Here is a 19142-nt window from a genome sequence, read left to right on the forward strand (position 1 = left end):
GCACTATGGAGACAAATCAAATACTTGAAACCATTCGCATGGTGGAAGAAGAAAACTTAGATATTCGTACGATCACGATGGGGATTTCATTATTGGATTGTATCGACGCCGATATTGATCGTACCTGTGAGAAAATTTTTCAAAAAATTACAACAAAAGCGAAAGATCTTGTCAAAGTCGGCGAAGAGATCGAAAGTGAATATGGCATTCCGATTATTAACAAGCGGATTTCGGTTACCCCTGTAGCGATCGTAGTGGCAGCTTGCCAGCCGACACCCGCAGACTGTATCAAAGTTGCGAAGACCTTGGATCGAGCGGCGCAAGAAGTCGGAGTAAATTTCATCGGCGGCTATAGCGCACTAGTAGAAAAAGGCTATCAAGGCGGCGACCTTGCATTGATCGAATCGATTCCAGAAGCCTTGGCTCAAACCAATTTTGTCTGTTCGTCGGTCAATATTGGATCAACGAAAGCTGGGATCAACATGGATGCAGTACGTCTGATGGGAGAAACAGTCAAGAAGACGGCTGAGGCATCAGATATGGGCTGTGCGAAGCTCGTCGTCTTTGCGAATGCAGTGGAAGACAATCCCTTTATGGCGGGGGCTTTTCATGGGGTCGGTGAAGCTGATGTGGAAATCAACGTCGGTGTCAGCGGACCTGGTGTCGTCAAACGTGCCTTGGAAAAAGTCAAAGGCGAGTCCTTTGATGTCGTGGCGGAAACAGTCAAAAAAACAGCTTTCAAGATCACGCGGATGGGGCAATTGGTCGGGCGCGTGGCTTCAGAGCGCTTGGGCGTTCCATTCGGGATCGTCGATCTTTCGCTGGCGCCAACTCCTGCAGTCGGCGATAGTGTGGCATTGATTTTAGAAGAAATGGGCTTAGAATCTGTCGGTACCCACGGAACGACAGCTGCTTTGGCATTGTTAAATGATGCAGTCAAAAAAGGCGGCGTAATGGCCTGCAACCATGTTGGTGGTCTGTCGGGTGCTTTTATCCCCGTTTCTGAAGATGCAGGAATGATCAAAGCAGTAGAAGCTGGTTTATTGAATTTAGAAAAACTTGAAGCCATGACGGCGATCTGCTCTGTCGGCTTAGATATGATTGCGATTCCGGGAGATACTTCGGCTGAGACGATCGCCGCAATGATCGCGGATGAAGCAGCGATCGGTGTCATCAACCACAAGACGACAGCTGTCCGAATCATTCCAGCGAAAGGCAAAGAAATCGGCGATCGCATCGAGTTTGGTGGGTTATTAGGGACAGCGCCAGTGATGAAAACCAATCCTGCGAAGTCTACTGATTTCATTTTGCGTGGCGGCCGTATTCCCGCACCGATCCATTCATTTAAAAACTAGCTCGTGTTCATTTTGTAAGAAAATATGATAAAGTGACCTTTAAAAGACTAATCAGAATGCTGTCTTTTAAAGGTTTTTTGGTCCTGTTACTATTTTTTTCATTCCTAAGGCGGATGTTTTTTTGTTTGGAATCGAATACAATGAAAGATAACACGATAAAAAGGGGTGGTAAAATGAAGAAAATCTTCCAACTTGGGATGTTGGTTTTTGTTGGTTTGATGGGATTTTTTGTCCTTCAACCATCAATTGCCTTTGGACAGACATTTGTTCGCGATGATGCCGGGGTCCTTTCACAAGAGACGATCGAACAGATCGATGCCTTGAATAAAGAGGGGTTCCAATCATTGACTGGCGCGCCAGAATATGCTGTGATCACGATCCCTTCCTTAGATGGGCAATCGATTGAAGAGCGTAATTTGGAACTGTTCAATGAATATGGTTTAGGAAATCCAGAGGACAATAATGGACTATTGTTTCTCTTTGCCATTGATGATCGTGAATTTCGTCTGGGTTATGGCGATGGACTATCCTATGTCTTCAGTGAGCTATCGGAAGATGATTTAGTGGATGAAGATGCCAAAGACGCATTACGAGATGAAGATTATGATACAGCGATATTGGCAGCTTCTAATGAAGTCTATCAGCGAATGAAAGAAGCGGATGAAACGATTGGATTAGGGACGATTTATCAAGATGGCAATCAAATGTTAGCAGAAAAACAGGCACAAGAAGCAGAAGCCACTAAGCAAATGTGGTTCACTATTGGAAAAATCGTCAGTGGTGTCGTAGCGGCAGCAGCTGCAGGCCTTGTCGGGTTCATCAGTTTTCGCCATCTTAAAACCAAACGGCGATTTGAAGAGCACCTGCCGTTGCCGAAACATCTGTTAGAAGATAGTCACTTCCAACAGAAAGATTTCTTGAAATGGGCTAGCAATAGAAAGAACTATCAGCGTTACCATCAGTATCAGACAGCAAAAGATTGTCAACAAGCATTTACGCAGTATGTGACGAGTACTTACGTGCCAGCGAAATTGAGTTCGATCACCGGATTGTCGACTGCGGATAAACGAGTTATCCAACATGCCTTGACGAATCCAGCAATTGGCTCTTATTTTTCAAACTTGCTGATGAAGAAAAAAACCACGGTCAAACATTTCGGTCAGGTGATCCTTACACAACATGACACCTTAAAAACCTATGAAGCCCAATTAGGCAGGGAAGTGTCTGAACGGATGGCAGACTATGATTTATCTGATGCGGTGTTACCTGAGAATTTGCCTTTAGCAGATGCGTATCGAGCAGAAATAGCTAAGCAAGCCAAAGAAGAGATCAGAAGACGCAATGAGCAGGGGCGTTATTTAGCGCAACTTGTGACGGAAAAAGCGACCTATGCTGAGATGGTACAAGCCATTCCGAAAGAAGTTTCTAATGTTCTAGCGGAAGTGAAAACAGATGCCTTGTTCCAAGTTGACTTGAAACAGGTTTATCAAAATCACCCAGATTTAGCAAACAAATTATCCTCATTTGATGCTTCTGATCGAGCAGCAGTTTTAAATAATGCTCGCCAAGAGTATGACCCGCATGGGATGAATATGGCGTTGTTCTTTGTGATGATGAATAATCACGTGTCCCATCAAGAACAAGTCATTGCCGATACACAAAGTTCTTCGAATGATTTTGGCGGTTTTAGCGGAGGAAGTAGCAGCGGTGGCGGTGTTTCTGGTAGCTGGTAATTTTTTCGTAAGGAGGAACGTTCATTGTTCTGCAATACATTCGCTTGCATGTAGGTTTGTGCAAGCGGAAGGATTGTATAGTCAATGGCGTTTTTTCTTGTGGAGGAAATCCCTTGATAAATAAGACAAACCAAACAAAGTGTGGTAAACTTTTTAGAGTTACAGAAAATGAATGGAACTTTCATTCATTTGAAAAAGGGAGAAAACGAGGGATATCATGTACCAATCTTACATATGGGATTTTGACGGAACACTTTACGACAGCTACCCAATCATGTTAAAAGCTTTTATTAAGACATTGAAGGAGTATGGCTTCGATCCAGATCCAGCGGAGATTTATTATATATTGAAAGATTCATCTTCCAAAAAAGTTGCTGAAAAATACAACTTAGATTTTCAAGAGTTCACTAAAGCATTCAAAGCAAATGAAGCGCTGGATGATCGTTTGCCGCTTTCCTTTGTAGGAACCAAAGAAACATTAGAAGCCGTGGTTGCTGCTGGTGGCAAGAACTACATTTTGACCCACCGCGATGTCGTTTCAACAAAAGAGCTGTTAGAAAAAGAACAGATGGCAGACCTGATCGTTGAGATCGTAGGACCGGAAAACAACTTTCCCCGTAAACCTGATCCAACTTCATTGATTTATCTTGTCGAAAAATATCATTTAGACAAAGATCAGACCGTCATGATCGGCGATCGTACGATGGATGTTTTTGCAGGACAAGGAGCAGGTGTCAAGACGATATTTTATGATATAGAAGGTCTCTTAAAAGATGTATCCGCCGACCATACCGTCCAATCCATGGCTGAAATACAAGAAATCATTAAGTCTTGAGAAATCAAGGCTTTTTTTGTGCAAAGAAAGTAAGACATTCATTACTTATGATGAACGGTATAAACGTGGTTCTCATTGGTCTTCTAGTCTCGGCACAACAAACCAAAAAGAAGTCACGCCATTTTTCGACTCAGCGCCATAATCGAAGGCGTGAGAAGTCAAAATGGTTTTCACGATCGCTAAGCCGATGCCGGTTCCTTCTTTATGTCCTGCTTGATGTTGGACGCGTTGGTATCTTTCCCAAATGAGTTCGAGTTGTTCTGGAGGGATATCTTTTCCGGGATTGATGACAGCAACTTTTGTTCTTGTAGATGTATTCGTTAATTTGATCAAAAGACGCTCGTTTTTAGGTGTATGGTTGATGCCATTGTTTATTAAATTACGCAAAACCTGTTCCATTTTGATGCGATCAAAAAGAGCAATTCCATTCTTACGATCTGCTTCAAAATCGACAGTGATGTCATATTGATTGGCGATCCCTCTTGCGTAGGCAACGACGGAGGAAACCACCTCGTATGTATTCCAGATTTCATTTTTAAGTTGTGTGTAGCCTGCTTGCATGATAGAGAAATCCATGATGTCATCAACCATGGCACTCATACGGTGGGCTTCGCTGATAATTAGTTCCATATGTTCTTTTCGAAGGCGTTCGTCACTTCCAGAAACATCACGTACCATCTCCCCATAACCCGTGATCAACGCGAGGGGGGATCGTAGTTCATGAGAAACATTGGCAATCACTTCTTTTCGCAACACGTCTACTCGCTGAAGTTCTGTGCTTAAGTCCGCAACAGATTCAGAAAGTGTACCTAATTCATCGCCACGGTTTAGTTTGGGTACGGAATAAAGCTCTCCGTTGGTTAAGCGGATGATGGCTTCTTTGATGGTTTTGATCGGGCGAATAAAATGCTGTGCTAAAAAAAAGGAGATCGTTGATGCAAAAATTGTTAATATGATGGTGAATAGAAAGAGTTGCTGTCGATTCATGCTTTGAAGCGCTTCGATTTGAGTGATCGTATTGGAGAGCAAAAGGGCAGCTGGGCGTTGGAAAAGAGTCGTAGGAACGCCAATAAGAATGGCAGAAGACTTTTCAAAGTCTTCTACAGCACTAAGGCTCTCACCGTTAAGGACAGTGGGTGCATGAGATAACAACCAGCTGTATTCGTTGCTCAACCCATCTATGTTTAATTGTTGTCCATTGTTAAATGCCGCCAGAATTTCGCCATACTCGTCGACTAAAAAAAGAGTCCCAACGATCGTTTTACTGAGGAAAAGCAATGGATCTTCTGGTAAATCATCTGGATCTACTGCCATTTCTTCAACAGCGGCAGCTGTTTCTTGAACTGTTTCTAAAAGTGATTCTTTTGTTACATTGATATAATTTGGTTCAAAGAGCAAAATTTGAACAGTCCATAAAAAAGCAATGCCAATGACGACCAGCAGCATATTGGCGGACCAAAGCCGCACGAGTAATTTACTTTTGATGTAAGTAAAACCTAACCGACTAGTCTTCATAATCAAATTTATACCCAACGCCCCAAACCGTTTGGATCAACTCTCGGTAATCCCCTAGACGCTCTCGCAAGGACTTGATGTGTGTATCCACTGTTCTGGTATCACCGAAATAATCGAAGCCCCAGACACCTTCTAAAATTGATTCTCGGCTCAAAGCAATATGATTATTTTTTGTCAAATAGACCAGCAGATCGAATTCTTTTGGCGTAAGCGGCAGAGGATTCCCTTTGATCGTTACAGTATGAGAAAAAACATTGACTTCGAGATCGCCATAAACGATCTTTTCGAACTGAAATTGACTACTTCGTTTCAACACAGCTTTGATGCGAGCCATCAGCTCTTTAGGGCTAAATGGCTTGGCGATGTAATCATCGGCACCAAGATTGAAGCCAAAGAGTTTGTCATACTCTTCCTTTCGAGCGGTAATCATGATGACTGGCGTGTTACAGCTACCTCTGATTTCCGAAAGCGTCTGAAAGCCATCTTTTCCCGGCATCATGACATCTAGGAGAATCAAATCGAATGAATGATTGGTTAATTTTTCCAAAGTTTCTTTTCCATCTGATGCTTCAAAACATAGATACCCTTCGATCTCCGCATAAGTTTTCACTAGGGCACGCATATGAGTGTCATCATCGACAATCAATATTTTTTGCAATTTTATTCACATCCTTAAAAATAATTTATATTTTTTAAAGTATATCACAGCATAATCGCTGAATTAATAAGAAAATGACTCTTTGAAAAATAATTGTTCTTTCCCTCACAAGATCATCACAAATACCCAATACTATAGAGGTATATTCGATCGAAAGGGGCGCTTTGGCGATGTATGACTATCATATAGTCAAAAAGAAAAAAGCGAAGAAAAATCGTAAGCTAGTCGGTCATTGGTTATACATAATCAGTCTTGCGCTTTTTATGGGGTTTTCTGCACGTTTGATTTACATTGTTCAAGTCGGCGTGATTGCTGGCGTCTCTTTGTCTGAAAGAATAGAAAGTTTGTATTATAGTTCACGATCCATCGAAACAAGTCGAGGGGCGATTTTTGATCGGCAGGGGACAGTGATCGCACAAGATATTCTTTCCTATACTGTTCGAGCGGTTCTTTCTGAAGATTACATTGATAATGGCCGACCCATGTATTTAGACAGAGCGCGCTTTGAGGAGACCGCAACGATTCTTTCGGAGTATTTACCTATTTCTAACGAGCAAGTTTTGTCTATCTTGACAGACGGTGCGAATCAAATAGACCCGCCTGTCTTTCAAGTGGAATTTGGCAATGTTGGCAGTGGTCTAAGTGTGACCACTCGAAATCAAATCGAAGCGGCGTTTGATGCAGCTGGAATCAATGGTATCTATTTCGATGCTCGTTCAAGTCGCAGCTATCCGAATGGCATCTTTTCTTCACATTTGATAGGGACAACGTCAGATGATGATGAAATTCGAGTCGGAGTTTCTGGATTAGAATATGTACTGAACGACTTTTTGAAGAATCAAAATGGGCGAGAGTCTTTTCAAGTCAATGCTTCAGGGAATCCTGTTCCTGCAACCAATCAAATGGTAGAAGAAGGCGTAGATGGGAACGATGTTTGGACGACATTAGATGCTCATCTGCAGTTATTCACTGAATCAGTGATGGATGAGGTTATGGAACAAACACGACCAGAGAATCTGACGGCTTTATTAATGGATGCGAAAACTGGAGAGATTTTAACGATGGCTCAAAGACCTAGTTTTCATCCAGAGACCCAAGAAGGAATTGCGGATGAGCACTTTATTTGGCGTAATCTTTTTACGGAAGAGATGTATGAACCAGGTTCGACCTTGAAGCTGGCAACCGTTGCGGCAGCGATTGATGAAGGTGTTTTTGATCCGACGGAACGCTACAATCCTGTGAGTATGCAGATTGAAGATCGAGTCATCAACGACCACGACTCAGGAGCAAATGGTGAGTTGACGATGCGGCAAGCGTTAGCTTGGTCAAGCAACACTGGGATGGTTCGACTTCAGCAACGGATCGGTTTTGATGCATGGGCGCAGTATTTAACTGATTTTGGACTAGGGAAAGTTACAGGAAGTGAGCTTCCCGGTGAGGTGCCTGGTATCTTACCTTCAAGAAATCGGGTGGATTATGCCATGAGTTCTTATGGCCATGCGATTGGGGTCAATCAGATGCAGATGATGCAGTTATTTAGCGCATTTGCCAATGGTGGCGAGATGATTCGTCCGCAATTGATTCGGCAAGTGGGAGAAGAGATCCAAGTTTTTCCAGAAGTCGTTTCTCAGCCTATTGCACAAACAGCGGCTGATGCTGTATTGGAATACATGACCGATGTAGTGACGGATGAACGCTATGGCACCGCTTATGATGTATACCAACTGACGAACCATGAGATTTCTGTCAAAACAGGGACTGCTCAGATCGCCAATGAGAATGGTCAAGGTTACATGACAGGAGAGTTTGATTATATTTATTCGGCGGTCTCGATCTATCCAACGGATGATCCACAGTTTATTCTTTACCTCACTATCAAGCGACCAGAAGAATACGATCGTCATACCTTAGCTAAAATTGCCAATCCTTTGATGGAGCGTTCGATGGCGCTGCAAAGTTTTCGTGAGTAAAAAAGTTTCTTAACAGGAGCTTAAAAAGACATAGACCATCTAAGAAGTTTCATGCTGCAGCTGGTCAATTTTCCACAGGAATGATAGTCTTTAGAAAAGGCAGGACGGGTTATCAGCGATCCAATCTAGGGATGAATGAGTGGATAAACGATCGCGCTACAGCTAACACATAATGATTCATTGACGGAGGTGTCATATGAAAAAAATAAAATTCTTAATCAAAAGCATTTTTCTCATCGGGCTTTTTTATTTTGTAAGCCAGATGATTACATGGCAAGACGGGCGCTTGGCATTTCGGGATGCTCGACTCAACGAGATCACTCAATCTCTCTCGTCCCAATTTTCTCCTTCACAAGACACTTCAGCCAGGCCATCGGCAGAAACACCTGCCCAGACATATTTATATAATGAATCACGACAAGTGATCGAAGAAACCTTTGGAGAAGCGATCAATGAATCAGCGAATCGATATGGACTGAACTGGACTTCCTATCACGATGATTTTCGTAACTTCATGATGGTGATGTATGATGAACATGATATTGCGCAAGGGATCTATACGAATCAAGACACGATTCTTATCGATGAGACGCTAGGTATCGGGTCTTCAAAAGCAAGCGTTTGTAATCAGATGGGTACGCGCCAAGAAAGTCTACAACGAGGATCAAGACGGTATCGCATCGATTCCGATGCCGACTATGATCTGTTCCTACAAGACGATCAATTGATTACTTTTTTCTATGATGTTCATGCCGAAGATACAGTGACTGCGATTCAAATCATCAATCGCTCGCTAGAAACACGCCATGCGAATGATTTTCGCCAAAATCAAGCCGCCATTTTAAGCGGCTTACGAACACAGTTATTTGAATTAACGAATGCCACCCGAGTGAAATTTGGTTTGTCGCCCCTTGGATTCAGTGAAGCAACCAGTGAGACTGCCGTGAAGCATAGCCAAGACATGGCAGAACATCGATATTTTGACCATATTGGGTTAAATGGATCGACTCCATTTGATCGGATGCAAGAAGATGGGATCAGCTTCACTGCTGCAGGGGAGAATTTGGCATTTGGCCAAGCTAGCAGTATTTACGCCCATCAAGGTTTAATGAACTCAGAGGGACATCGGGCAACGATTCTAAACGATGAGTATCAATTTCTCGGGATCGGTATTGCGATCGATACCAGCGAACAGCCATATTATACAACGTTGTATCACCGAGGATCGACGTCGTAAATTCCTTAATTGCTTGAAACTGATTAGTTAAAAAACACTGCTCATTTGAGATTGCTGCGTTAGCAGCATCAAGTGAGCAGTGTTTTTTTGTCGATAAAATGGTGTGCAGCAGTATTGTTTAGTTTTGACGGTAGGCATGAGGAGAGCACTGATACTTCTTTTGAAACAGCTTATAGAAGAATGAGACATTTTTATAGCCGACTTGGTGTGCGATTTGTTCCACAGGCAGAGAAGAGCTTCTCAACAATAAACTGGCTTGATTGAGTTTTAATTCTTGAAGGATCGTCACAAAGGATCGACCAAGCTGCTGACTGATACGGCGACTCAAATAGCTCGGGTTGTATCCAAATGCCTCCGCAACCGAGGCTAGTGTGCAAGTAGCGAAATGTTTCTCCAGATAGTCCAACACTTCTCCGAGGTACAGTTGGTCACTTTTTTGCGACTCGATCCGTTGTTTTTCCTGGAAGTTACGAACGAGTTCGGAAAAAATAATGATCATATAGGAATGGATGACCTCATGAGAACCGAAGGAGGGATTAAAGAACTGGGCCAAGACCCCAAAAATCGCATCAATCAAATAGTCGTTGTTACTCGTTTCAAACACTAGGTATTGATTGTGCTTTTGGCTTTCAGATAACGCATTGATGGCAAAATCGGCGATCATGCTATTGGATGCCAACCGACTGAGCATCTGGGTGGAAAAGTACTCTTTGCTGATCAAAAAGTTAATAACAATGTCGTCTTGATTTGTTTCGATAATTTGGTGGATCACCCCTGTATCTAGTAAGCAAAAGTCACCTGCCTTTAGGATCACTTTTTTCTCATTGATCATGATCGTGACTGTTCCAGAAAAAACATAATTCATTTCGATAAAATCATGCTGATGTAGCGGCGTAGGAGAAAAGCGTGCATGTTTTAAAATCAAAAGCTGGCTTGTCTTAAGAAATCCGCTATCTTGCGGCCGTTTTCGTATGAGACGAGAAAGGTGTTTTTCGAATGTATATTGGTAAATTGGCTTATTTTTCTCAGTGTAGACTTTCTTGAAATCCTCATAATTGTATGGAAGGGATTGCGTCTTTTTAAGGGCTATTTCTTCGGTAGTCGTCAATTGTTGTAACTGCTGCAGAATGTTCTGTTTATCCATCGCTTTCTCCTTAGGTAAAAAATAGTCAATGAAATAGTAGAGTATCGTCATTGAAGACAGGTAGAGATAGTATATAATACTTGTATGATAACGTTATCAATTATCATAATCCGGATGATAATAATAGTCAATAGTACCAGCAAATTCGAAAGAAATGGGGAATCACCATGAACCACGACAAACCATCATTAGGGGATAAGATCCAAAGTACCCTTGGTCCATTTGCAAGTAAAGTTAATGGGAATATTTATATTACTTCAGTTAGGGATGCAATGTTAGCTTACATGCCATTCACCTTTATTGCGTCGATCTTTTTAATTATTGCTTTTTTTCCGATCCAACAAGTGACCGATTTTATTACTATGGTGTTGCGAACAGAAGATGCTAGTGTCTGGCAAGAGAAATTGCTCTATGTCAACAATGCCACACTCGCAATCGGTGGTTTGCTAGTTGTCATTTCCCTCGCAAAATCACTCGCAGAAAAACTTGAAACAAACGTTTTGCAATGTGTCTTAACTGCTTTTGTTTCCTTTTTACTATTAACACCGTTGGATGCAATGGAAGCAGGGACTTTTTTAGATATCACCCGCGTTAGCGCGCAATCGATGTTTTTAGCGATTATTGTCGGTATTTTTAGTACAGTTCTTTATAAAAAAATTGAGGGTAAAGGAATCAAAATCAAAATGCCAGCAGCGGTACCACCAGCTGTTTCTGGTCCATTCGAATCGGTGATTCCATCTTTTCTTGTCATCACGACGATTTGGGTCATCCGACTCATCATCGAAGCCTTATTTAACAGTGATGCCATGACGTTGATCAATGGGACCCTTGGGATTCCATTAACTATGTTAGGTGGCTCCCTAGTTGGAATGGTCGTTGTGAAAATTTTCGAGCAATTCCTATGGTTTTTTGGCCTTCATGGAACCTCGATCATTCAAGCAGTGATGGACCCAATCCATCAAGTCCTTGAAGACCAAAATCGTGTGGCATCAGTGGCGGGAGAGATTCCAACGAATATTATCAGTATGAGTTTTCGGAATCATTTTGCTTCGATTGGCGTCGTTGGTGCGATCATAGCTATTTTGATCGTAGCAAAAAGTAAACAGTACAAAGAGGTTGGAAAAATTGCTAGTGTTCCTTATATTTTCAATATCGGTGAACCAGCGTTGTTCGGGATACCGTTGATGTTGAATTTCAGTTTTATCATTCCTTTTGTTTTTGCAAATGCCGTCACAACGATCGTCGCTTACTTTGCTTTTTATTTCGGGCTAGTCCCGATCCCAACTGGGCTTGCGCAAATTCCGTGGACGACTCCGCCGATCATTAGCGGCTATTTTGTCACTGGTAGTATCATGGGCGCATTGTTACAAATCGTCTTGATCGTGATCGCAACGATGATTTGGTTGCCATTTATCAAAGTTGCTGATAAGCAGATCTGTGTTGAAGAAGCACAATAACCCACGAAAGGAGCAGCTTATGAAAGAAACGATAACCATCAACGGAATGACAAAGCCATTAACAGTGGATTTAAATGATCCGATCCTTATTGAATGGTCGATGACCAATCACCAAGGCTACCGATTGCAAATTTTCAATGAACAGCAGCAAGCAGTGTATGACGTTTCCAACATAGCCGCTTCTGAGAATAAAATGGCGGTCCACTTGCCACAGCATCCGCAGCGAAAAAAATATCAAGTCAAATTGACCGCCGGAGCAGGAATCGATGTCACCAGTTACAGTAGTGTGTTTTTCACGATAGCAAAGCGTGAGAAACCTAAAGAAACCATGGGCAAGTGGATCACTCGCTTAGATGATCCCATTAAAAAAGAACGGTTTTACTTTTCAGAAGAGAAAAATAGCTGCTTGTCTCGCTCCTTCACACTGGAAAAGTGTCCTTCCTATGCAGTGATTGATTGCTGCGGGCTTGGTTTTTATCGCTTGTCTGTTAATGGAAAAACGGTATCAGATGTTTATTTAAACAGTGATGTAACGAACTATGATCGAGTCGTCTACTATGATACTTATGAGTTAACTGATTTTTTACAGGAGGGAGACAATCGGATCGAAGTTGAACTTGCGAATGGCTGGTACAATCCTGCTCCGATTGAGATTTTAGGTCGGTATAACATCCGCAAACAACTAGCGATCGGCAAACCCTGTTTCTGGGGGGAGCTTCAGTTAAATGATGGAGGAGAGAATCGCTACATATACTCAGACAATCAGTGGCAAAGTAGTTTTGGGCCTTATTTGCAAAACAATCTTTATATAGGAGAAATCGTTACCGATGTACCTGATCCTCGTCCAGAAGGAAAAACGGTACAAATTGCTGGACCTGCGGGACGTTTTAAGCCAAGCTTTATTCCAAAAATCAAGCGTACACAATCGATCGTTCCCCAAAAAATGACCGAAACTGCAGCGGGACTGCTCATTGACTTCGGTCAAATCATCAGCGGTCAATTTGCTTGTACTCTTGAGGAAGATTTCATTGGTCAGATCAGAATCAGCTATGCAGAAACATTAGATGAGCTAGGCAACCCTGATTATACGTCTACGATCAGTGGAACTTATGGCGTCTACGATCCCTATGAAGGGAAGCAGCCAGATGATCCCATCGTTCAACGAGACATCATTGAGAAAACGGCAGCGAAGACGTTCGTTTTTGAAAACCACTACACGTATCATTCCTTTCGCTATGCGTTGATCGAGACGAAACCTGCTGACAACCTTCAAGCGATTGTAGGAGCAATCAAAGCCTATCGCTTGCATACTGATGTGAAATCGTTGGTGACACTTGAAACCTCCGATCCTTTCTTGGATCAGTTATGGGCGGTTGGACAAGCCACGCGGTTGAACAACATCCACTCGTATTTTGAGGACTGCACTCGTGAGCGCTTTGGTTATGGTGGGGACATCGTTGCGTTACTACCAACGCAGATGGCAGATCTGGCGATTGAGCCGTTGTTGGAAAAAGTGTTGTGGGATTTTGCCAACGACCAACGATCGGATGGTGCAATGACTGCAACTGCGCCATTTGTAGGAATCATGACAAATGGTCCATCAAATGGTGGTGGTGCGTTAGGGTGGCAATTGGTAGTTTCAGAGCTTGCTTTGGCCTTGGTGAAGACCTATGGAAAACAAGCAGCGGTTGCCAAGCTGCGTCCACAGTTGGAAAGGCATCTCAACTATTTACTCGCTTTTGATTTTGATTATATCGCCCAGTGCTGTCTCGGCGATTGGGGAGCAATTGATGAAACTCAGCAAAACGGGGTTATTACTTCGCCAGATCAGTCCTTTTGCTCTGCCTGCATGTATCTGCTTTTACTACAGCGTTACCAAGAATTGATCGACTTGAGGATCATTGGTAACGAGGACTATTGTCAGCGAGTGACAGCAGCGATCCAGTACGCGACACTGCAAATCAAACAGAAGTTTTCTAAAGGAAATGAGCAATACGGTGCGGGCACCTTGTCTAGTATGGTCTTTGCAATGAAGACAGGACTCAGTGAGAAAAAACGAATATTGCCAAAACTAGTACAACGGATCAAGCAGCAAGAGGGTATTTTCTCTTTCGGCATCTTCGGGATGGCATGGAGTTATCAGTTGCTGGCTGAAGCTGGCTATAATGATATTATTTTTGATTGGTTAACGAGGAAATCTGCGCCTAGTTATGCAGCAATGCTGGCAAGCGGAAACGGCACTTTGATGGAACATTTTCCAACGCCGCAACATTCAGCCACTTACGAGGGTTCGTTGAATCATGCCATGTTTGCTTCTTATGGGTATTGGTTTGTCCGTCATTTATTAGGCATTCAGGTGACAAGCGCTGGGATACTGATACAACCAGCCTTCGATGTACCTATAGCCCATGTCAAAGGCTCCTTACAAAGTACGTTTGGTTTAGTAGCTTTAAGCTGGGAAAAGACTGATCGTACCGTTCGCTTAACGGTGGAGTTGCCACGAACATGTAGCTATGAAATCAGTCAGATGAAAGGTTTTAGAATAGTCAGTGAGAAAATAGAGGATGAGGGGGGGCGAAAAAAAGTTTCCTGCCTATATACGATTACTACTTAGCTAGTGAAAAAGTCGACACGTGGAAAGTGTTGACTTTTTTTCTGTTGTTTACTATCTTTTGCGTATTTCATCTATGAGGTGGTGAAAATGGATCGATGGAAGCTGTTCAAAGACTATTGGCGATTGGCAGTTGGTGGTGCTGTTTTGATGGTATTGCTGATCATCTGGTTTGTACCGTTCTCGCAAAAAAAAGAAACAAACTGGCATTCAATGGCAGATGCAGCAGGTCAATCGTCTGAAATGGGGAAAGGTGGAGCCCTTCAAGAAGATAGTCTTCACGATGAAGAGTATGAGATCGTTATAGATGTCAAAGGGGAAGTGCACCAACCGGGAATTTATCGCTTGAAATCAGGTGCGCGGATGTATGAATTGATCGAACAAGCAGGTGGTCTGACAGAAGAGGCGTTAGAAACAGCCATAAACTTAGCACAAGTGCTGCAAGATCAACAGATGGTGATCGTCCCTCATAAAGAGGATCAAGCGTTTATGGAGATGAATGCTTCAGGAGTAGGTGGCAGCCAAACAGCAGTGACACAAATCAATCTGAATCAAGCCAATGCGCAGCAACTGCAAGAACTGCCAGGTGTGGGTGCCAAAAAAGCAGAAGCAATCATCGCTTACCGAGAAGAATATGGCTTTTTTAAACAGATTGATGACCTAAAAAAGATCACAGGCATCGGAGAGAAGACCTTTGAGTCCTTGAAAGAGATGATTACAGTGGCGGACTGAACCAAATAAATGTAAGAAATACTAAGAAATGACGGTTGAAAATTCAAGAAATTCGATTAGAATAGAACTAATCAATGACAAAGGAGCAAACGAATGAGCAATACGAGAATTCCATGGGACCAGTATTTTATGGCACAAGCTGTATTACTGTCTTTACGCAGTACGTGTTCCCGACTTGAAGTCGGCGCTACATTAGTCAAAGATCGCCGAATCATCGCTGGAGGCTACAACGGGTCCGTCAGTGGCGATGTACACTGCATTGACGATGGCTGTTATGTTGTCGATGACCATTGTATTCGGACGATTCATGCAGAAATGAATGCCTTATTGCAATGTGCAAAATTAGGGGTGTCAACAGACAATGCGGAAATCTATGTGACGCATTTTCCCTGTCTTCCCTGTACGAAAGCAATTTTACAAGCAGGGGTCAAAAAGATCCATTATTTGAATGACTATCGCAACAATCAGTATGCAATGGAACTGATTCAACAAGTAGGTGCTTCCGTCCACCAAGTTGAACTCGATCCGGTGTATTTTGAAAAACTTTCGTTTGGTGTGCTGAATGATGCACAACCAACAAAAAAGAACTGATTCATTTTTATTTCTTAGTATTATTTTTGCTTGTTCGGTGACTGCTTACTATCGGCAGTCCATCTTACTGGGACTCATTGCACTTTATTATTTCGGGATGCTTGTCTTAAAACGACAAGCATTTTTGTGCATGATTTGTTTTGTCGGACTGTTGCTGTTAAGTGTCCGCGTTTCTCTTTCTCGGACTGGGAACATACAAGAAGGTGAGTATCAAGGGGTAGTCAATGTGCTGCCAGACACGATCAAAATCAATGGCGATCTACTTACATTTGAAGCAAAATCCTCTGCAGGTAAAGTGATTGGCCGTTACACAATTTCTTCAGAGACTGAAAAACAGCAATGGCAGGATCGATCCGATTGGGGGAGAAAGCTGCTGGTGAAAGGATTTTTTTCTCTTCCTGAAAAACCACGAAACCGCCATGGATTTGACTATTCTGCCTATCTGGCTAGTCGATCAATTATTGGCACAGTCCATATCGAGCAAATGGTAGGTATGGAAGAAGCAGATGCAGGCTTTTCACTTGCAAAAGTTCGAGCAGATGTTATTTCTTCTGTGCAACGAATCTTTCCTGAACGCTCAGCTGCCTATATCAATGCATTGCTCTTTGGTTTTAAAGACCATGGCTTTCAAGAAGTACGTCAAATGTATCATGCTAGTGGCTTATTGCATTTCTTTACGATCTCAGGAATGCATGTCGTCTTATTTTTCAAATGGTTTCGCGGATGCTTCTGCCGATTGGGGTTTACGCAAAAAGAGATGCTGTTGCCAATGGGGGTCTTTTTCTTAGCCGTAATTGGTCTTTGTGGCGGCGGCACTAGTGTCTGGCGTGCTGTCTTGGCATTATCGGTTACTCAAGTAACAACTCTTTATCAACAACGGCTATCGGCAAGTGATCATTATGGGATCGTCTTAACGACTCTTTTATTCGTTGATCCCAAAGTATTGCTTCAAACATCGGGGCAACTAAGTCTTTTGATGACCTTCCTGATAGTAATGCAGCAACCGATCAAATTGACGTGGTTTTGGCGTAGTCAGTTCCTCACGGTGCTGGCTGCGCCTGTCATTGCCTCGCTCTTTTATGAATTCCCATTATTTGGGGGCTTTTTGACGTTTGTCTTTTTACCATTTTTTCAAATGGTTTTGCTGCCAGCCTGTTTCGTAATTTTCATTGCTGGGACACTTTTCCCAACCATCAGTGGGCTGATTGCCCTTTTTGAAGGGCTTTTGCTGCTTATGGAAGTTGTCGTGGGCGCTGTAGGAGGCGTGTCGATAACGGTGGGTGCCGTTCCTGCAGGATTGGCTGCTAGTTGTTGTTTGCTCAGCTTGCTCTGTTACCAAAAGAAACGGTGGCTGCTGGTGATCTGTTTTTCGCTTGTTGTACCAATCGTCTTTCAGAAGAATCGCGTTTTACCCACCATTAGTTATGTCGACGTTGGTCAAGGCGATAGTATCGTTTTACAGGCAGAAAAAAATCGCGAAGTTTATGTGATCGATACTGGAGGTTCTCTGTCTTTTCCGAAAGAAAACTGGCAAGAGCGCAAACGACAAGCTGCCGCGGAATCTACATTGATTCCTTTTTTGAAAGGGGAGGGAGTCAGGAAGATTACTGGTTTGTTTCTAACTCATGGGGACACGGACCATATGGGGGACGCACTAGCCTTGATGAAGGTGATCCCCGTTGAAACGTTATATCTCGTACCAGGAAGTGAACAAGATCACCGCATCGCCAAGCTATTAAACGAACTGCCTAAGCAGACAAACGTTGTTTGGACGACGATTGACCAAGTGGTGGGGGATTCCCTTCAGTTGCAAGTATTGGCACCAGAATCAGGTGCAGGACAAAACGAAGATTCGATGGTGATTAAAACCAAGGTAGGGGATAAAACATTTTTGTTTACTGGCGATCTCGAACAAGCAGGTGAAAAAAAGTTGATTCATGATTATCCGAATCTTAAAGTTGATGTATTGAAACTAGGGCATCATGGCAGTCGAACCTCGACGGCACCTGAGTTTGTTGCGGCAATCGATCCCCAATTCGGGATCGTTTCAAGTGGACGGAACAATCGGTACGGGCATCCTCATGAAGAGGTGCTTGAAACGTTGGTAAATCAGACCGTTTTGCGAACGGATCAGCAGGGCATGATCCAATTTATTTGGTCTGAAAAACAACAAACATTTTTGATAAAAACGCTGCTAGACTATCCGATAGACTAATGGTAGGATAAGAATGAAAGCGGGGGGGACGATGGAATTACAAAAAGCGTTGCAATCAATTCGAACCAAGGAGCTGCAATCGATTTATCTAGTCATCGGTAGTGAAATGTTTTTACAAGAGCAAGTTCGTGCGGCCTTTTTAGAACGGTTTTCTGTTGGGAAAGATGACCTGAATTTTGCTTCCTTTGACATGGAGAAAGATCCCCTTGATATGGTGATCCAAGAAGCTCAATCGTTGCCTTTTTTTGGCGATCAGCGATTACTTTTCGTTGAGCGGCCATTTTTCTTAACGGCTGAAAAAAAGAGCAATGCACCTGAGCATGACCTAGATGATTTTTTGAATTACATCAAAGACCCATTGGAATCATCGGTAATGGTGATTTTTGCAGATGTCGATAAATTAGATGAACGGAAAAAAATTACTAAGCAATTGAAGAAAGCCGCAGTTGTGATTGATGTCGCACCTATGAAAGAAGCCGACGTGCGTCAGTATCTCCAACAGTCGTTGGCAAATGATGGCATCGAAATGAGCCGAGAGGCGTTTGATTTGTTTTTACGGTTAACGGATCTGCAACTATCAAAAGCGATGCAGGAGTTACAGAAACTACGGCTGTATGCAGGAAATGGCAATAAAATTACGAAAGAGATCGTCTTGCAGTTGATCCCTAAGACGTTGGAACACAATGTCTTTGAATTAACCAGCGATGTCTTAAAGGGGAACGTATCGGATGCGTTGCGCTTGTATGACGATCTATTATTGCAAGGGGAAGAGACGATCAAGATCAATGCTATCTTGATCAGCCAAGTCCGTCTGCTGTTACAGGCGGCGATTTTGATGAAAATTGGCTACCAGCAAGCCAATATCGCAGAAACGTTGGGGATTCATCCGTACCGAGTGAAATTAGCGATGCAGCAAGCTCGGGGGTTTGGAGAAAAGCAATTAGCGGCACTATATAGTGAATTGATCGAAAATGATTACTTAGTGAAAAGTGGTCAGATGGACAAAGAGTATTTGTTCCAGCTATTTGTTTTAAAACATGGCAAACAGTAAGTCAAAAAGAAAGGCGCAGCAATCGATGATTGCTGCGC

Annotated in this window: 14 protein-coding genes; 11 read left to right on the plus strand and 3 right to left on the minus strand. The window is 42.8% G+C overall.

Translation table 11 applies throughout. The features are described from left to right. Positions 1–5: 5 nt before the first annotated feature. The 3 genes from IGK63_RS07010 to IGK63_RS07020 all read left to right on the plus strand — a co-directional run bounded on the left by IGK63_RS07010 (position 6) and on the right by IGK63_RS07020 (position 3923). On the plus strand, positions 6–1355 hold the full coding sequence (locus IGK63_RS07010; RefSeq protein WP_008381372.1) for a PFL family protein: 1350 nt from the start codon (positions 6–8) through the stop codon (positions 1353–1355). A 140-nt stretch (positions 1356–1495) separates the two neighbouring features. Next, the gene (locus IGK63_RS07015; RefSeq protein ID WP_005236304.1) at positions 1496–3088 is read left to right on the plus strand and encodes a TPM domain-containing protein; all 1593 of its coding nucleotides are present in this window, start codon (positions 1496–1498) and stop codon (positions 3086–3088) included. 217 nt (positions 3089–3305) lie between these two features. Beyond that, entirely contained in the window at positions 3306–3923 is a 618-nt protein-coding gene (locus tag IGK63_RS07020) for an HAD-IA family hydrolase (RefSeq protein WP_016613374.1), read from the plus strand. Between the two features lie 72 nt (positions 3924–3995). On the opposite strand, the gene IGK63_RS07025 is transcribed toward IGK63_RS07020, so the two are convergent. Next, on the minus strand, positions 3996–5438 hold the full coding sequence (locus tag IGK63_RS07025) for a sensor histidine kinase (protein ID WP_016613375.1): 1443 nt from the start codon (positions 5436–5438) through the stop codon (positions 3996–3998). Continuing rightward, on the minus strand, positions 5428–6096 hold the full coding sequence (locus tag IGK63_RS07030) for a response regulator transcription factor (protein WP_005236299.1): 669 nt from the start codon (positions 6094–6096) through the stop codon (positions 5428–5430). Before IGK63_RS07030 ends, IGK63_RS07025 begins: the two co-directional genes overlap by 11 nt. Positions 6097–6266: 170 nt before the next feature. On the opposite strand from IGK63_RS07030, the gene IGK63_RS07035 reads away from it, so the two are divergent. Together IGK63_RS07035 and IGK63_RS07040 are read left to right on the plus strand one after the other, a co-directional pair. After that, the gene (locus IGK63_RS07035; protein ID WP_016613376.1) at positions 6267–8066 is read left to right on the plus strand and encodes a penicillin-binding transpeptidase domain-containing protein; all 1800 of its coding nucleotides are present in this window, start codon (positions 6267–6269) and stop codon (positions 8064–8066) included. A 196-nt stretch (positions 8067–8262) separates the two neighbouring features. Continuing rightward, positions 8263–9303: a CAP-associated domain-containing protein gene (locus IGK63_RS07040; RefSeq protein WP_016613377.1), complete on the plus strand. Its 1041-nt coding sequence runs from the start codon at positions 8263–8265 to the stop codon at positions 9301–9303. 118 nt (positions 9304–9421) lie between these two features. Here the strand turns inward: IGK63_RS07040 and IGK63_RS07045 are convergent, their stop codons facing one another. Further along, positions 9422–10447, minus strand: coding sequence for an AraC family transcriptional regulator (locus IGK63_RS07045; protein ID WP_151457938.1), 1026 nt, complete (start codon positions 10445–10447; stop codon positions 9422–9424). Positions 10448–10614: 167 nt separating this feature from the next. Between IGK63_RS07045 and IGK63_RS07050 the strand changes: the two genes are divergently transcribed. From IGK63_RS07050 to holA, 6 genes are all read left to right on the plus strand, one after another. Next, positions 10615–11904: a PTS sugar transporter subunit IIC gene (locus IGK63_RS07050; RefSeq protein ID WP_016613379.1), complete on the plus strand. Its 1290-nt coding sequence runs from the start codon at positions 10615–10617 to the stop codon at positions 11902–11904. Positions 11905–11923: 19 nt separating this feature from the next. Continuing rightward, the gene (locus tag IGK63_RS07055; RefSeq protein WP_205684906.1) at positions 11924–14518 is read left to right on the plus strand and encodes a family 78 glycoside hydrolase catalytic domain; all 2595 of its coding nucleotides are present in this window, start codon (positions 11924–11926) and stop codon (positions 14516–14518) included. Positions 14519–14605: 87 nt separating this feature from the next. Continuing rightward, positions 14606–15247, plus strand: a complete 642-nt coding sequence (locus IGK63_RS07060) for a helix-hairpin-helix domain-containing protein (protein ID WP_016613381.1) — start codon at positions 14606–14608, stop codon at positions 15245–15247. A gap of 93 nt (positions 15248–15340) precedes the next feature. After that, positions 15341–15838 (plus strand): ComE operon protein 2, encoded by a 498-nt coding sequence (locus tag IGK63_RS07065; protein ID WP_005236270.1) that lies wholly within the window; start codon positions 15341–15343, stop codon positions 15836–15838. Further along, positions 15810–18053 (plus strand): DNA internalization-related competence protein ComEC/Rec2, encoded by a 2244-nt coding sequence (locus tag IGK63_RS07070; RefSeq protein WP_016613382.1) that lies wholly within the window; start codon positions 15810–15812, stop codon positions 18051–18053. Before IGK63_RS07065 ends, IGK63_RS07070 begins: the two co-directional genes overlap by 29 nt. Positions 18054–18084: 31 nt before the next feature. Then, positions 18085–19104 (plus strand): DNA polymerase III subunit delta, encoded by a 1020-nt coding sequence (holA, locus tag IGK63_RS07075; protein WP_034872248.1) that lies wholly within the window; start codon positions 18085–18087, stop codon positions 19102–19104. The last annotated feature ends 38 nt before the right edge of the window (positions 19105–19142 follow it).

The sequence above is a fragment of the Enterococcus sp. AZ040 genome (genome assembly GCF_050499185.1).
In the GTDB taxonomy this organism is placed as follows: Bacteria; Bacillota; Bacilli; order Lactobacillales; family Enterococcaceae; genus Enterococcus_D; species Enterococcus_D entomosocium.

Coding starts and splice junctions, on each gene's coding strand:
- IGK63_RS07010 (WP_008381372.1), top strand. CDS start 6: ATGGAGACAAATCAAATACTTGAAACCATTCGCATGGTGGAAGAAGAA.
- IGK63_RS07015 (WP_005236304.1), top strand. CDS start 1,496: ATGAAAGATAACACGATAAAAAGGGGTGGTAAAATGAAGAAAATCTTC.
- IGK63_RS07020 (WP_016613374.1), top strand. CDS start 3,306: ATGTACCAATCTTACATATGGGATTTTGACGGAACACTTTACGACAGC.
- IGK63_RS07025 (WP_016613375.1), bottom strand. CDS start 5,438: ATGAAGACTAGTCGGTTAGGTTTTACTTACATCAAAAGTAAATTACTC.
- IGK63_RS07035 (WP_016613376.1), top strand. CDS start 6,267: ATGTATGACTATCATATAGTCAAAAAGAAAAAAGCGAAGAAAAATCGT.
- IGK63_RS07040 (WP_016613377.1), top strand. CDS start 8,263: ATGAAAAAAATAAAATTCTTAATCAAAAGCATTTTTCTCATCGGGCTT.
- IGK63_RS07045 (WP_151457938.1), bottom strand. CDS start 10,447: ATGGATAAACAGAACATTCTGCAGCAGTTACAACAATTGACGACTACC.
- IGK63_RS07050 (WP_016613379.1), top strand. CDS start 10,615: ATGAACCACGACAAACCATCATTAGGGGATAAGATCCAAAGTACCCTT.
- IGK63_RS07055 (WP_205684906.1), top strand. CDS start 11,924: ATGAAAGAAACGATAACCATCAACGGAATGACAAAGCCATTAACAGTG.
- IGK63_RS07060 (WP_016613381.1), top strand. CDS start 14,606: ATGGATCGATGGAAGCTGTTCAAAGACTATTGGCGATTGGCAGTTGGT.
- IGK63_RS07065 (WP_005236270.1), top strand. CDS start 15,341: ATGAGCAATACGAGAATTCCATGGGACCAGTATTTTATGGCACAAGCT.
- IGK63_RS07070 (WP_016613382.1), top strand. CDS start 15,810: ATGATGCACAACCAACAAAAAAGAACTGATTCATTTTTATTTCTTAGT.
- holA (WP_034872248.1), top strand. CDS start 18,085: ATGGAATTACAAAAAGCGTTGCAATCAATTCGAACCAAGGAGCTGCAA.